The organism is Inquilinus sp., assembly GCF_057815775.1.
The window spans coordinates 1-13,004 of the sequence record NZ_JBYRFX010000437.1 but is presented as its reverse complement, the minus strand read 5'-3'; the positions used below and the strand labels follow the sequence as shown (position 1 = coordinate 13,004).

The following is a 13,004-nucleotide window of genomic DNA, read 5'->3' as shown; positions in this document are numbered from 1 at the left end:
GAATTTGCTTTGGGCAGGGCCGATCCGGAGATCGTTCGAGAACGCGCTGGTGGGAGTCGGCTGGTGGTGGTTTCGAGAACCGGCGCGCAGCGGACGTTGGTCCGTGAGCACCGGAAGCGGAGAAACCGCCATCAGACGGCCGCACCAGTAGCGTTATCGGGCGGTCTCCGCCCAGGGCATCACAGGCACGGCGGCAACACTGTTCATCGGCGAGCCGTCGACCAGCTTGCTGGAATAGGACAGGTAGACCAGCGTGTTGCGCGGCCGGTCGAACATCCGCACCACCTGGGTTTCCTTGAACAGGATCGAGGTGGAGCTGTCGAACACCTCTTTCTGGCGGTCGACGCGGTCCGGCAGGGTGATCGGGCCGACCTGGCGGCAGGCCAGGGCGAAGCGCGACGGATCCTCGGCCAGGCCGAGCCAGCCAGAGACGCCGCCGGTGCGGGCCTGGCTGAGATAGCAGGCGACACCGGGAATATCCGGGTCGGTGAAGGCCTCGACGCAGACCTTGTGGTCCGGGCCGATCAGCTTGAAGGCGGTGTTGACGCAGCCGACATCGTCGGCCCGGGCGCTGGCCGAGGCCAGCAGCGCCGCCGTGGCGGCGAGGATCAGAAGCCGCATGGTCACACCCGCTCCGACAGCCAGATCGCGGTGCGCGTCGCCGCCTTGACCGCGCCGGACAGCACGCGATAGGCCGGCGCCAGCTCCGCCTCATGCTCCAGCCCGATGTCGCGGTGCTCCAGCTCCTCCGCGCGGAAGCGCTCGATCACCGCCTTCAGCTCCGGCTCATCGGTGCCCAGCGCCTCGGCCTGGTGGGCATAATGGGCGTCGATCACCTCTTCGACCGCGACGGTGCAGGCCATCGCCGCGCGTTCGCCCAGCAGCGCCGTCGCCGCGCCCATGGCGAAGGCACCGACATGCCAGAGCGGATGCAGCAGCGTCGGCCGCACGCCGCGGGCCGTCACCATCCGGTCAAAGGTGGCGAGATGTTCGCGCTCCTGCTCCGCCATATGCTCGATCACCGGCCCCTTGGGGCCACGGCCGAGCACGGCGAGCTGGCCTTCATAGATCCGCTTGGCGCCGTATTCGCCGGCATGGTCGACCCGGATCATCCGGGCGATGCGGTCAGGGCCGGACAGGTCGCCCGGCAGGGCGCGGCGGGACGCGGTCATGCGGTGCTGGTTCCCCCTGCAGAGGCCTCGATCAGGCCGGGCGGCGGATCGCGGCGCGCAGCAGCACGAGACCGGCGATCACCGAGACGATGGCATTGTAGCCCGCCATGGAGATGCCGAACAGGACGAAGCCCGGAACGTCGCAGCGCACCACCGGGGCGGCCAGCAGCTGGTCGCGCAGCGAGGCGGCGGTGCCGCTGCCGAACGAGATCGCCGAGGTGCAGGCGGTGAAGCCCGGCCACCAATGGTATTCGACCCCGGCATGGTAGACCGCCAGGGCGCCGCCGATCAGGATCACGATCCCGGCGAGCACCAGCAGGACCCGCCGCGCCGGGCGGACCACCGCGGCCAGCAGGCCGAGCACGATGGTCGCCCACCATGGCCCGCGCTGGTACATGCACAGCTCGCAGGGCTGCAGCCCGCCGAGATATTCCGAGGCGTAGACGGTGCCCAGCACGACGACGCCCAAAGCGGCCGTGAGCCAGGCAAGAAGATCGAGGCGGCGCAACATGGCGCGGATCATGCCGTGCGCCCGACCCGCCGCACAGTGCCGAAATGTCGCGAGCCCGGCAGGGCTGCATTGCCTCGGTGCCGGCGCCCGGCGCGCCTGGGTCAGGCGGCCAGCAACCGGGCCTGGAACGCCGCATCGAGGTTGCTGCCGGTGACCACCGACGCGACCCGGCGCCCGGCGAAGCGGGCCTGATTCGTGAGGATGGCGGCCAGGCCGGCGGCGCCCGACGGTTCCGCCAGCACCCCGGCCATGCGCAGCAGCAGCCGGGCCGCGGCGAGGATCGCGTCGTCGTCGACCACTAGGATCTCGTCGACCACGGCGCGCAGCTGGTCCACGGCGGACGGCACCGGGCGGGCGATCGCCATGCCGTCGGCGATGGTGTCGGTATCAGCGGTGTCGATCGCCCGGCCGGCGGCAAACGACTGCGCCATGGCCGGCGCGCCGCGCGCCCCCACGCCGAGGATCCGCGTGCCCGGCGCGTGCGCCTTGAACCAGGAGCCGACGCCGGTCGCCAGCGCGCCGTCGCCGATCTGGACGATGACGTCGTCGAAGACATGGCCCGCGGCGGTCAGTTCCTGGCCGATCACGCCGGCGCCGGCGGTGACGATGCGGTGGCCGCCATCCTCGATGAAGACGGCGCCGGTCTCGGCAGCGATGCGGCGGGCCAGGGCCTTGCCGTCGCCCTCCGCCGGGTCGACCACCCGCACCGTGGCGCCCAGCCGGCGCATGGCGTCGAGCTTCAGCGGATTGGCCCAGGCCGGCGCCAGGATGGTGGTGGCCACGCCGCGCCGGGCGGCCGCCCGCGCCAGCCCCTGGCCGAAATTGCCGCTGGAGGTGGCGATCACCGCCGCCGGCCGGGGATCCAGCGCCGCCAGCACCGCCTCGGTGCCGCGCCCCTTGAACGAGCGGACGGGATTCAGCGTCTCGACCTTCAGGGTGCAGGCGCAGCCCAGCGCGGCGTCGAGCGCGCCATGGCTCATGACCGGTGAATCGAGGAAGACCGGATCGATGGCGGCGCGGGCCGCGAGAATCTCCTGCGGCGTGATCGGAATGCCGGCCTGCGCGTCCATAACGGTGTCCTTCCTGTCGTGAGCCACCGGACTCTAGCCGGCTTCGGTCCGGCTGATGTTGAAATGTCATGCGTCATGACGCAAAATTCTTGCATGAACACCGCCGCCCCAACGCTCGACCGGCTCGACCATCGCCTGCTCGCCCTGCTGCAATCCGACAGCGGCCAGACGCTGGAGGCGCTGGGCGATGCGATCGGCCTGTCGCCCAGCGCCGTGCAGCGCCGCATCGCCCGCTATCGCGCCGACGGGCTGCTGCTGCGCCAGATCGCGGTGCTCGATCCCGGCCGGTTCGACGGCGTGGTGCTGGCCACGGTGTTCGTGACCCTGGAGCAGGAATCGGTCGCCCTGCACCGCGCCTTCCGCGAGCGCATGCGGGCGGCGCCGGAGGTGCAGCAATGCTACGATCTGGCCGGCAGCCGCGACTATCTCGTGATTCTCGCGGTCACCGGCATGCGGGCCTGCCGCAGCGTGCTGGACCGGCTGTTCATGACCGATCCGAACGTCAAGCGCTTCGACACCCATTTCGTGTTCGAGGCTGTCAAGACCGGCCTGGCCCTGCCCACCACGGGGACGGAAGGCTGATCGTCAACGGACCCGAGCAATTTCGTTGACGCCGGTCCGTTGCTGCCTAAGATGCGGCCCCGCGCGGGCGTGGCGGAATTGGCAGACGCGCTGGACTCAAAATCCAGTTCTGGTGACAGAGTGTCGGTTCGACCCCGACCGCCCGCACCACACAGATCGAGATCGGGCCTGCAGGGCCCTGCCCGGCCAAGTGAGGCTTGGTCTTTTTCTGTCGCCCCTCTTGACTGACTAGTCACTCACTCATATCTGTCACCCAGCAGTTTGGGACAGAACGCATGGCCAGGCCGAAAAGCGACGACAGGCGGAGCGCGATCATGGCGGCGGCGACGCGCGTCATCGCCGCCCAGGGGCTGGGCGCGGCGACGGCGGCGATCGCCAAGGAGGCCGGAATCTCCAACGGGTCCCTGTTCACCTACTTCGCGACGAAGGCCGAGCTGATGAACCAGCTCTATGCCGAGTTGAAGGCGGAGCAGGCCGCGGTGGCCTTGGACGGGTTGCCGGAGGGCGACGACATCCGCGCGCAGGTCTTCCACATGTGGTCGCAGTGGCTGCGCTGGGCGATTTCCAGCCCCGAACGGCGCCGGACGCTGGCCCTTCTCCGCGTCTCCGACGACATCACCGTGGAAAGCCACGAGATGGCAAGCCGGACGATGGCGGAGATTGCCGGGCTGCTGGAGCGGAGCCGGGAGAACGGCCCGATGCGGGATGTCCCGCTGGGCTTCGTCGTCGCCCTGATGGCCGCCGTCACCGACGCGACCATCGACTTCATGATCCGCGATCCCGAGAACGCCGACAAGCACGGCACGGCCGCGTTCGACGGCCTCTGGCGAATGATCGCCTGACTTTTCGTCCCCTGAATGACTGACTAGACAGACAATGAAGCGGAGCCGGATATGGCGAAGGCTGCTTTGAACACCGCGTCGGATCGCAAGGCGTACATCGTCACCGGCCCGACCGCCGGCATCGGGCGCCTGACGGCCCTGCAGCTGGCCAAGCATGGCACGGTCGTGCTGGTCGGCCGGGACCGCCAGAAGCTCGACGACGTGCGGAAGACCATCGGACAGCAGGGCGGGCATGCGGTGCCGGTCGTGTGCGACCTGTCGGACCTTGCCAGCGTGCAGCGTGCGGCCGCTGAGATCATCGCGCTCGGCCTCCCGATCGCCGGCCTGCTCAACAACGCCGGCATCTTCCCGACGCGCGTCCTGAAAAACGCACGGGGCTGGGACAGGGCGTTCGCGACCAACCATCTCGGCCCATTCGCGCTGACGGAGGCGCTGGTGCCGCATCTCCCCGATGGCACGAACGTCCTTTTCGTCGTCTCCGCGGTGGAGGATCCCGAGCGGAAGCCGGCCGTGTCCGCCGGGTTTCGCGGCGCTCGCTATCTCTCGGCGGAGGCCAGTGCGCGTGGCGAATGGAACCCTGGCGGCTCCGCCAAGCCGGGCTTCGACGCCTACGCCACGTCCAAGCAGTGCAACCTCGCCACCGCCCTGGTGTTCGCCCGCGAGACGCCACGGCTGCGCGTCAATGCGGTCGAGCCCGGCTTCAATCCGACCACCAGCCTGGGGCGTGATGCCGGCATCGTCGCACGGCTTCTGGTGGCGGGCCTCGCCCCGCTGCTGGTGCCGTTGCTGATGCCCTTCATGAAATTCCTGAGCACCCCGAAGCGGGCCGCGCGGGTGATCACGACCATCGTGACCGACACATCCGGCTGGACCGGTGTCTACTACGACGAGGGCGGCCAGCCGATGCAGGGCTCCACCCTCGCGCGCGATCCGAAGTTCACAGATCGCGTCGTCGCCGAGACGCGCGCCTTGCTGTCGACGGTTCCGCAATAAGACTCATAGAGAAGAGAGATCCGCCATGAGCAATCCTATCAGCAATGACAGCCGCAAGCGCCTGGCGCTCGTCACCGGCGCATCCTCCGGCATCGGCCGGGCCTTTGCCTGGCGGCTCGGCGCCGACGGCTACGACCTCGTGGTCGTGGGCCGCCGTCGCGACCGGCTGGACGAACTCGTCGCCGAACTCCCTGACGTCACGGTCCGGCCCCTGGTCGCCGACCTCGGCACCGATGTCGGCATCCAGGCGGTCGCCGATGTCTGCGCGGGCGAGGCGCTGACCCTGCTCGTCAACAACGCCGGCGTCGCCCACTACATGCCGTTCACCGAGCTGCCGGCCGACAAGGCGACCGAGCTGCTGCATGTGAAGGTGGTCGCGCCGACGCTGCTGGCCCGGGCCGCGGCGCCCGGCATGGTGGCGCGGGGCGAAGGCACCATCATCAATGTGGCCGGCATGCTGGCGTTCAGCGGGCCGGCACCGATCGACAAGCTGCCGCTGCGCCGGGCCGTGTACACGGGAACACTGGCCCATATCGTGGCGCTGTCGCAGGCGCTGCATGAGGAGCTGAAATCCCAGGGGCTGCGGGTCCAGGTGCTGTGCCCGGGCGTGGTCGCGACCGAGTTCCACGAGCGCCAGGGGCTCGACCTCAGCGCCGTCACGCGCATGTCGGCGGACGACGTGGTGACCGCCAGCCTGCGCGGGCTCGACCTCGGCGAGGTCGTCTGCGCCCCCGGCGTCGAGCGGTCCGACCTGCTCGACGCGGTGTTCACCGCCGACCTCGCGGCCTTCGCCGCGCAGTCGCCGCAGCTGGCGGCGCGCTACCGCACGCCGTGAGGGATCAGGCCGGACTCGTCGTGGCCTGCGGTCCGGCGGCGCGTTTGCTGCGCGGCCGGATCACGCAGTCGGCCACGCTGTCCAGCTCGTTCAGCTCCGCCGCGTGGCGCTGGCCCCATGCGCACAGGGCCAGCAGCACCGGCTCCAGGCTCAGCCCCAGGGCCGTGGCGGAATAATCGACGCGCGGCGGCACCTGGCGGAAGATCTCGCGATCGACCAGCCCGTGTTCCTCCAGCTCGCGCAACTGCTGGATCAGCACCTTCTGGCTGACCGCCGGCACCAGCCGCCGCAGCTCCGACAGCCGCTTCGGCCCGTCGAACAGATGGTACAGCAGCACCGCCTTCCAGCGGCCGGCGATCACCTTCAGCGCCCGTTCGGCCGGCAGCGCCGGCAGTCGCTTGATGGTCTCGGCCATAGGCACCATCCGGTCAGTATGGAACGAAAGGGTGTGTAGCCCCGCCCCTGGACGATACGGCTGAATGCGGCCCGCAACCAGTCAGCTGTGAGGCCGCCATGCAAGCCATTCGATTGAGCCGGTTCGGGGAACCCGACGTGCTCGACATCGTCGACATTCCCGCCCCGGTCCCCGCCCCCGGCGAAATCCTGGTCCGGATCCGGGCCGCCGGCGTCAATTTCTTCGAGACGCTGGTCCGCCGCGGCCTTTATCCCGGTGCCGAGCTGCCGGTGGTCCCGGGCGTCGAGGCGGTCGGCGAGATCGTGGGCCTGGGCGATGGCGTCGACTCCGCCCTGCTGGGCCGGCGGGTGGCGGTGCCGCTGTTCGCCATCGGCCGCGGCTCCGGCGGCTATGCGGAATTCGTGGCGGTCGATGCCGCCGCGGCGGTGCCGGTGCCGGACGGGCTGTCCGACGCCGATGCCGCGGCCCTGCTGGTGCAGGGGCTGACGGCGCTGAACCTGGTACGCCAGGGTCCGCCGCGGGGCCGGACGGTGCTGGTGATGGCCGCGGCCGGCGGGGTCGGGTCGCTGCTGCTGCAGCTGGCGAAGCGGGCCGGCGCGGCCCAGATCATCGCCGCGGTCGGCAGCCCGGAGAAGCTGGACATCGCCCGATCCCTGGGTGCCGATGCTGCGATTGACACCAGCCGGCCCGGCTGGGCCGACCGGGTGCGCGAGGCCACCGGCGGTGCCGGGGTCGAGCTGATCTACGACACGGTCGGCGGCGAGACGACCGCGGCGGCCCTGCCGGCCCTGGCCCCACGCGGCGAGCTGGTCTTCGCCGCGCTGAACCGCTTCACCCTGCCCCCTGCCGCGATCGAAGGCATGGCCCAGCAGAACCAGTCGCTGCGCGGCTTCGCCCTGCTGCCATTGCTGGACCCGGCGACCCTGCGGGACGGCCTGGCCGAGCTGTTCGGCCTGGCGGTGGACGGCAGGCTGACGCTGCTGCCCGCTGCGCGCTATCCCCTCGACCAGGCTGCCGAGGCGCACCGCGCCCTGGAAGGCCGGCGCACCACCGGCAAGGTTGTCCTCGAGCCCTGACGCCGGATCGAGGCAGAGCCGGTCCGGCTAGAGGACGAAGTCGCCTGCGGCGAGAGTGACGTGGCTGGTGAGCAGGATGGAGAAATCGGCGGCGCCGTCGCCGTCGACGTCACCGGCGATCACGGTGTCGCCGCCGCTGAAGGCGTAGTGCAATTCGCCGGCCTGGTGGGTGAAGTCGCCGGTGCCGATGAAGCGGAACCCCTGGTCGCCGGCCGCGCCGGGGTCGGTGTCGGCGTCGATCCGGCTCAGATCGATCCTGTCGCCCTCGGCCTGGCTGAAATCGGTGATCCGGTCGGCCGCCGCCACCGTGCTGTCGCCTGTCCACTGGTAGAGGAAGACGTCGGCCCCGGCCCCGCCGGTCAGCGTGTCGACGCCCGCACCGCCATCGAGCGTGTCGTTGCCGTCCCGGCCGAAGAGACTGTCATCACCGCCATAGCTGGACAGGACATTGTCCGCGGCCGAACCGTACAGCCCATCCCCGAAATCGATGGTCCCCTGAACGTTTTCGACATTGGCGATCACGTCGCCTTCGGCCTCGCCGCCATAACCCATGCCCGAGGCCAGGTCGACAAACACGCCGGCATCGCCGTTGTAGTCGACGGTGTCGACACCGGCGCCGCCGTCGAGATGATCGGCCCCTGCCCCGCCCTGGAGGAAGTCGTTGCCATCCATGCCAAGCAGCGTGTCATTGCCGTCGCGGCCGAAAAGGCCGTCATCGCCGCCATAGCCGGACAGGATGTTGTCCGCGGCCGAGCCGGACAGCCCATCCCCGAAGCCGGTGGTGCCCTGGACATTCTCGACACCGCTGATCACGTCGCCCTGGGCCTCGCCGTCATAGCCCACGCCGGCGGCCAGATCGACATACACCCCGGCATCGCCGTTGTAGTAGATGGTGTCGATGCCGTCGCCGCCATCGAGATGGTCGGCCCCGGCGCCGCCCTGGAGGAAGTCGTTGCCACCGCCCCCGACCAGCGTGTCGTTGCCGTCCCGGCCGTAGAGAAAATCGTCGCCGCCATAGCCGGACAGGACGTTGTCCACGGCCGAGCCGAGCAGCCAGTCGCCGAAGCTGCCGGTGCCCTGGACGTTCTCGACATTCGCGATCACATCGCCTACGGCCTCGCCGTAATAGCCCAGGCCCGAGGCCAGATCGACATAGACCCCGGCATTGCCGTTGTAGTCGACGGTGTCGACGCCGGCCCCACCGTCGAGATGATCGGAACCGGCGCCGCCCTGGAGGAAATCATCCTGGTTTCCGCCGTTGAGCGTGTCGTTTCCGTCAAGACCGAAAAGGTTGTCATTGCCGTCACGGCCGGAGAGAACATTGTCCACGGCCGAGCCGAGCAATGTGTCATTGCCCCCGGCACTGGCCACATTCTCGACATCGACCAGCCGGTCATCCGCGTCGCCGCTCCAGGACGCGGTCCCGAGGGCCAGGTCGACCCGGATGTTCGGATTGGTCTCGCTGGCGGTGGCATCGGTGGCGTTGGCATAGTCGACGGTGTCGTTGCCGTCGCCGCCGTCGAGGACATCGGCGCCGTTGGCGCTGTAGAGCAGATCGTCGCCACCGCCGCCGTCCATCTGGTCGTTGCCGGCGTTGCCGAAGGGCACGTTCACGGCAAAGTCCGGATCACCGAAGAGCGTGTCGTTGCCGTCGCCGCCATAGAGGACATCGTCCTCGAATCCGCCGGCGAGCGTGTCATTGCCGTTGGCGCCCCACAGCGTGTCGGCCCCATTATCGCCCATCAGGATGTCGTTGCCGTCCCCACCGGCGATGGCATCGTTGCCGAAGCTGCCGTCCAGCATATTGTCGCTGCTCGATCCCAGCAGGGTGTCGTCGTACGAACTGCCCCAGATGTTCTCGATATTGGAGAGGACATCGCCCTGGGCGTCGCCGCCCTGGCCCAGGCCCGAGGTCAGGTCGACATAGATCGCAGCACCGCCGTCGACGTAGGCGACCGCGTCGACACCGTCGCCGCCGTCCAGCCTGTCGGCCCCGGCTCCGCCGTATATCAGGTCGTTGCCGGCGCCGCCGTCGAGCGTGTCGTTGCCGAAGTCATAGAAGTAGTTGTTGAAACCGTCATGCAGCACGTCGTCGCCATCCCCGCCATGGAGGGTGTCGTCTGCGCCGCCACCAAACAGAATGTCATTGCCGGCGCCACCGTCGAGCGTGTCGTTGCCGTCGAACGGCAAATTGCCTGCCGCATCGCTGTAGCCGCCACACAGCAGGTCGTCACCGCCCCCGCCCATGAGCGTGTCGTCGCCGCCGTTGCCAAAGGCGGTCTTGGCAGCATCATCGCCGATGAAATGATCCGGGTCTTCGCTGCCATAATACACGGTCATCGCGGATCTCCTGGTGCGGGATCAGGCGGCTGGTGAACCTTCCCGCGATCCCTGGAGGTCGGCCCGAAGCGGCGAGGCCGATGCCTTGCCGCTCTCAGGCGTCCCTGCTTCATCGGTTGGCGATCCCGGATCCGTTCCGGCTCGGATCCCGCGGCTCAGGGGGTGTTCGCCTGCCGATACAGATGCTCCGAGGAGAGGGGGCCCCTCAATCCCCTAGGAATCGGGAGTTGTCCGGGCGACGGAAGGCGGTGGCCTCGATTCGCCGATGCCGCGACCCTGTTGCCATTCACATCGCCCTGCACCAGCAGAGCGCCGCCATCGGCGGTGACACGGATTTCCGCCCCCCGCCCCGGTGAACGTTCCGCCGCCGAGGAAGTGGAAAGCGGTGTCGCGGTTGCCGGCCTTCCGACAACCGGTCGCAGGCAGGCGAACCTTTCAAGCCAGCCCGCCGACGATCAGCGCGGTCAGGGCCGCGACGGCCGCGGCCTCGCCGGTGCGGCCCTGCACCAGGTCCCGGGCGATCGCCTCGGCCGCGCCGAGGATGCCGACGCAGCGGAGATGCAGGTCGTCGCGCGGCAGCGCCGCATAAGGCGCGAACGCATCGCGGTAGAGGTCGACATAGCGGTCGATCAGCCCCTGCTGGAACGCCTCCATCCGCTCGTCGCCCTTCAAGGCGGCCGAGATGGCATGCCATTCCCGGCCGATCGACAGGGTGCAGTCGATATAGGCGGCGCCGACCACGCGGGCGACCTCCGCCAGCCGGCGCGGCGTGCGCTCCAGCGCTTCGAGCAGCGCGGCGACCTGGCGATCGTCGATCCGTTCGTACAACGCGATCAGCAGCCCCGACCGCGTCCCGAAATGCTCATAGGCGATCGGCTTGCTGACCCCGGCCTGCTCGGCCACGGTGCCGAGCGTCAGCGCATCCGTCCCCTGCTGGCGCACGATCCGCAGCGCGGTGTCGAGCAGCTGGTCGCGCCGCTCGGCCTTCGGCAGCTTCCGGGCATGGGGCTGGCTCATCCTCTGATCCGATCTCCTGCACCGGCATCGGGCACCGGCCTTGACATTACCATTAGTAACTTACTAAGTGTAAGTTATTGCGATCGGCCGACCCAGACTCGGTCGAGCCCTCCCGATCCAGGAGTCATGGTAATGCCCGCACCTCTCCGGAAACCAGTTCTCATCATCGGCGGATCCGGCATCGTCGGCGCCCGAGCGGCGCAGACGCTGCGCCGGCTGCAGCCGGAGCTGCCGATCACCATCGGCGGCCGCGACCTGGCCAAGGCCGTCGCCGTGGCCGAGGCGGTCGGCGGTGCCGATGCGGCCGCGATCGACCTCGACCGGCCCGATCTGGGCCAGCCCGATCGCGATTTCAGCGCCGTCGCCGTGTTCGTCAAGGACCCCACGCTGCTGTCGCTCGACTATGCCCTGGCCCGCGGCCTGCCCTATGTCAGCACCTCCAGCGGCGTGACCGAGATCGGGCCGGAGGTGGCGCGGTTCATCCGCCGGCCGGCCGCCGCGCCGATCCTGATGGCCAGCCAGTGGCTGGCCGGGACGGCGCTGCTGCCGACGCTGCACTTCGCCAAGGCGTTCCGCCGGATCGAGGCGATCGCGATCGGCGCCCTGCTGGACGACGAGGATATGGGCGGGCCGGCGGCCTATGCCGATTATGAGCGCATCGTCACCGCGTCACCGCGGACCCAGATCCTGCGCGACGGCCGATGGGTCTGGATCGGCGGTGACGAGGCCGCGGCGCGGTTCCGTAGCGTCGACGGCACCGAGATGCCCGCTCAGGCCTATTCGCCGCTCGACGTCATCGGCCTGGCAGCCGCTACCGATGCACGGTCGATCCGGCTCGACCTGGCCCTCGGCACATCCGCGTCCCGCCGGCGCGGCGAGCCGTTCTCGACCGAGATCGTGATCGAGATCACCGGCGAACGGACCGACGGCACAACGGGCCGTGACCGGCACGAGCTGGTGCATCCCGAAGGCCAGGCGCCGCTGACCGCGCTTGGCATCGCCACCGGCATCGAGCGACTGCTGGGTCTGGCCGGCGGCGCGGCCGTCCCGCCGGGGCTCTACCTGCCCGATAGCCTGATCGATCCGGCCGAGATGGTGCGGCGGCTGGAGGCGTTCGGCACCCTCATCCGCCAGGTCTGACCGCGACGGTCCGGGGCCGGCTCGCGGCCCGCCCCGGGGCTCCGGGCCTCGTACTCCATCACCGCGAGAGCGCGTTGCAAATCACCATGGGCGCGATTATAGCCTGAAGTGTCGATTAGGCTGAGAACCGGGCCATTGCATCCGGGCATTTCCGCAAGTTTCAAATCTGCTGGCCGTCATATTCAACAGCACCGGTGATTCATGTATCGCACTTTTGACGACAGTCTCGTGGATCTGAACGACAAGGTGATCTTCGTGACCGGCGGCACGGGGTCCTTCGGCAGGAAATTCGTCTCTACGATCCTGCAGCATTACCGTCCACGGAAACTGATCATCTTCTCGCGCGATGAGCTGAAGCAGTACGACATGGAGAACGCCATCCGGGCAGCATATCCGCCGGAGGTCCATTGCTGCATGCGCTTCTTCCTGGGCGACGTGCGCGACCGCGACCGGCTGGGGCTGGCGACGCGCGGGGTCGACTACATCATCCACGCCGCGGCGCTGAAGCAGGTGCCGGCGGCGGAACGCAACCCGTCGGAGTGCATCCGCACCAACATCAACGGCGCCGAGAACGTGGTCTGGGCGGCGCTGCAGAACCGGGTGAAGAAGGTGATCGCGCTGTCGACCGACAAGGCGTGCAACCCGATCAACCTGTACGGCGCAACCACGCTGGCCTCGGACAAGACCTTCGTCGCCGCCAACAACCTGTCGGGCGACATCGGCACCCGCTTTTCCGTGGTGCGCTACGGCAACGTTCTCGGCTCGCGCGGCAGCGTGGTGCCGTTCTTCCGCCAGCTGCTGGCCGAGAAGGCGGAGTTCCTGCCGATCACCGACGACCGCATGACCCGGTTCTGGATCACGCTGCAGCAGGGCGTGAACTTCGTGCTGTCGAATTTCGAGATCATGCGCGGCGGCGAGATCTTCGTGCCGAAGATTCCGAGCATGACCATCACCGACCTGGCCCGCACCCTGGCGCCCGGCGTGCCGCACCGCAATGTCGGCATCCGGCCG

14 protein-coding genes and 1 tRNA gene are annotated in these 13,004 nt (G+C 69.1%); 8 read left to right on the top strand and 7 right to left on the bottom strand.

Translation table 11 applies throughout. The features are described 5' to 3' along the window. Nucleotides 1–153: 153 nt before the first annotated feature. The 4 genes from AC3XYG_RS15580 to AC3XYG_RS15565 form a co-directional block, all read right to left on the bottom strand. A complete protein-coding gene (locus AC3XYG_RS15580; RefSeq protein WP_489140757.1) occupies nt 154–621 on the bottom strand; it encodes a CreA family protein in 468 nt (155 codons plus the stop codon). A 2-nt stretch (nt 622–623) separates the two neighbouring features. Continuing rightward, nucleotides 624–1,172 carry a demethoxyubiquinone hydroxylase family protein gene (locus tag AC3XYG_RS15575; protein WP_489140756.1) on the bottom strand — a complete coding sequence of 183 codons (549 nt, stop codon included), beginning with the start codon at nt 1,170–1,172 and terminating at the stop codon, nt 624–626. Between the two features lie 31 nt (nt 1,173–1,203). Further along, nucleotides 1,204–1,683, bottom strand: a complete 480-nt coding sequence (locus AC3XYG_RS15570; protein WP_489140755.1) for a disulfide bond formation protein B — start codon at nt 1,681–1,683, stop codon at nt 1,204–1,206. A gap of 101 nt (nt 1,684–1,784) precedes the next feature. After that, nucleotides 1,785–2,753: a threonine ammonia-lyase gene (locus tag AC3XYG_RS15565; protein ID WP_489140754.1), complete on the bottom strand. Its 969-nt coding sequence runs from the start codon at nt 2,751–2,753 to the stop codon at nt 1,785–1,787. Between the two features lie 93 nt (nt 2,754–2,846). On the opposite strand from AC3XYG_RS15565, the gene AC3XYG_RS15560 reads away from it, so the two are divergent. The 5 genes from AC3XYG_RS15560 to AC3XYG_RS15540 all read left to right on the top strand — a co-directional run bounded on the left by AC3XYG_RS15560 (nt 2,847) and on the right by AC3XYG_RS15540 (nt 6,005). Then, nucleotides 2,847–3,335 (top strand): Lrp/AsnC family transcriptional regulator, encoded by a 489-nt coding sequence (locus AC3XYG_RS15560; RefSeq protein ID WP_489140753.1) that lies wholly within the window; start codon nt 2,847–2,849, stop codon nt 3,333–3,335. Between the two features lie 63 nt (nt 3,336–3,398). Further along, a tRNA-Leu gene (locus AC3XYG_RS15555) sits at nt 3,399–3,485 on the top strand. A 125-nt stretch (nt 3,486–3,610) separates the two neighbouring features. After that, a complete protein-coding gene (locus AC3XYG_RS15550; RefSeq protein ID WP_489140752.1) occupies nt 3,611–4,177 on the top strand; it encodes a TetR/AcrR family transcriptional regulator in 567 nt (188 codons plus the stop codon). A gap of 51 nt (nt 4,178–4,228) precedes the next feature. Continuing rightward, nucleotides 4,229–5,170, top strand: coding sequence for an SDR family NAD(P)-dependent oxidoreductase (locus tag AC3XYG_RS15545; RefSeq protein ID WP_489140751.1), 942 nt, complete (start codon nt 4,229–4,231; stop codon nt 5,168–5,170). Nucleotides 5,171–5,195: 25 nt separating this feature from the next. After that, nucleotides 5,196–6,005 (top strand): SDR family NAD(P)-dependent oxidoreductase, encoded by an 810-nt coding sequence (locus AC3XYG_RS15540; RefSeq protein ID WP_489140750.1) that lies wholly within the window; start codon nt 5,196–5,198, stop codon nt 6,003–6,005. A 4-nt stretch (nt 6,006–6,009) separates the two neighbouring features. Here the strand turns inward: AC3XYG_RS15540 and AC3XYG_RS15535 are convergent, their stop codons facing one another. After that, nucleotides 6,010–6,420: a winged helix-turn-helix transcriptional regulator gene (locus AC3XYG_RS15535; RefSeq protein WP_489140749.1), complete on the bottom strand. Its 411-nt coding sequence runs from the start codon at nt 6,418–6,420 to the stop codon at nt 6,010–6,012. A 98-nt stretch (nt 6,421–6,518) separates the two neighbouring features. Here AC3XYG_RS15535 and AC3XYG_RS15530 point away from each other — a divergent pair, with 98 nt between their 5' ends. Next, nucleotides 6,519–7,496 (top strand): quinone oxidoreductase family protein, encoded by a 978-nt coding sequence (locus AC3XYG_RS15530; protein WP_489140748.1) that lies wholly within the window; start codon nt 6,519–6,521, stop codon nt 7,494–7,496. A 27-nt stretch (nt 7,497–7,523) separates the two neighbouring features. Here the strand turns inward: AC3XYG_RS15530 and AC3XYG_RS15525 are convergent, their stop codons facing one another. After that, nucleotides 7,524–9,836, bottom strand: coding sequence for a calcium-binding protein (locus AC3XYG_RS15525; RefSeq protein WP_489140747.1), 2,313 nt, complete (start codon nt 9,834–9,836; stop codon nt 7,524–7,526). Nucleotides 9,837–10,271: 435 nt separating this feature from the next. Continuing rightward, a complete protein-coding gene (locus tag AC3XYG_RS15520) occupies nt 10,272–10,853 on the bottom strand; it encodes a TetR/AcrR family transcriptional regulator (protein ID WP_489140746.1) in 582 nt (193 codons plus the stop codon). 132 nt (nt 10,854–10,985) lie between these two features. Here AC3XYG_RS15520 and AC3XYG_RS15515 point away from each other — a divergent pair, with 132 nt between their 5' ends. Both AC3XYG_RS15515 and pseB read left to right on the top strand, forming a co-directional pair. Beyond that, nucleotides 10,986–11,993 (top strand): hypothetical protein, encoded by a 1,008-nt coding sequence (locus AC3XYG_RS15515; RefSeq protein ID WP_489140745.1) that lies wholly within the window; start codon nt 10,986–10,988, stop codon nt 11,991–11,993. A gap of 228 nt (nt 11,994–12,221) precedes the next feature. Next, nucleotides 12,222–13,004 (top strand): UDP-N-acetylglucosamine 4,6-dehydratase (inverting) (pseB, locus tag AC3XYG_RS15510; RefSeq protein ID WP_489140744.1); only part of this gene is annotated, 783 nt, incomplete at its 3' end.

What these genes read in the sequence shown, in the direction of transcription:
- AC3XYG_RS15535 (WP_489140749.1), bottom strand. Translation starts at nt 6,420, where the DNA reads ATGGCCGAGACCATCAAGCGACTGCCGGCGCTGCCGGCCGAACGGGCG.
- AC3XYG_RS15530 (WP_489140748.1), top strand. Translation starts at nt 6,519, where the DNA reads ATGCAAGCCATTCGATTGAGCCGGTTCGGGGAACCCGACGTGCTCGAC.
- AC3XYG_RS15525 (WP_489140747.1), bottom strand. Translation starts at nt 9,836, where the DNA reads ATGACCGTGTATTATGGCAGCGAAGACCCGGATCATTTCATCGGCGAT.
- AC3XYG_RS15550 (WP_489140752.1), top strand. Translation starts at nt 3,611, where the DNA reads ATGGCCAGGCCGAAAAGCGACGACAGGCGGAGCGCGATCATGGCGGCG.
- AC3XYG_RS15540 (WP_489140750.1), top strand. Translation starts at nt 5,196, where the DNA reads ATGAGCAATCCTATCAGCAATGACAGCCGCAAGCGCCTGGCGCTCGTC.
- AC3XYG_RS15580 (WP_489140757.1), bottom strand. Translation starts at nt 621, where the DNA reads ATGCGGCTTCTGATCCTCGCCGCCACGGCGGCGCTGCTGGCCTCGGCC.
- AC3XYG_RS15520 (WP_489140746.1), bottom strand. Translation starts at nt 10,853, where the DNA reads ATGAGCCAGCCCCATGCCCGGAAGCTGCCGAAGGCCGAGCGGCGCGAC.
- AC3XYG_RS15565 (WP_489140754.1), bottom strand. Translation starts at nt 2,753, where the DNA reads ATGGACGCGCAGGCCGGCATTCCGATCACGCCGCAGGAGATTCTCGCG.
- AC3XYG_RS15515 (WP_489140745.1), top strand. Translation starts at nt 10,986, where the DNA reads ATGCCCGCACCTCTCCGGAAACCAGTTCTCATCATCGGCGGATCCGGC.
- AC3XYG_RS15575 (WP_489140756.1), bottom strand. Translation starts at nt 1,172, where the DNA reads ATGACCGCGTCCCGCCGCGCCCTGCCGGGCGACCTGTCCGGCCCTGAC.
- AC3XYG_RS15570 (WP_489140755.1), bottom strand. Translation starts at nt 1,683, where the DNA reads ATGTTGCGCCGCCTCGATCTTCTTGCCTGGCTCACGGCCGCTTTGGGC.
- AC3XYG_RS15560 (WP_489140753.1), top strand. Translation starts at nt 2,847, where the DNA reads ATGAACACCGCCGCCCCAACGCTCGACCGGCTCGACCATCGCCTGCTC.
- AC3XYG_RS15545 (WP_489140751.1), top strand. Translation starts at nt 4,229, where the DNA reads ATGGCGAAGGCTGCTTTGAACACCGCGTCGGATCGCAAGGCGTACATC.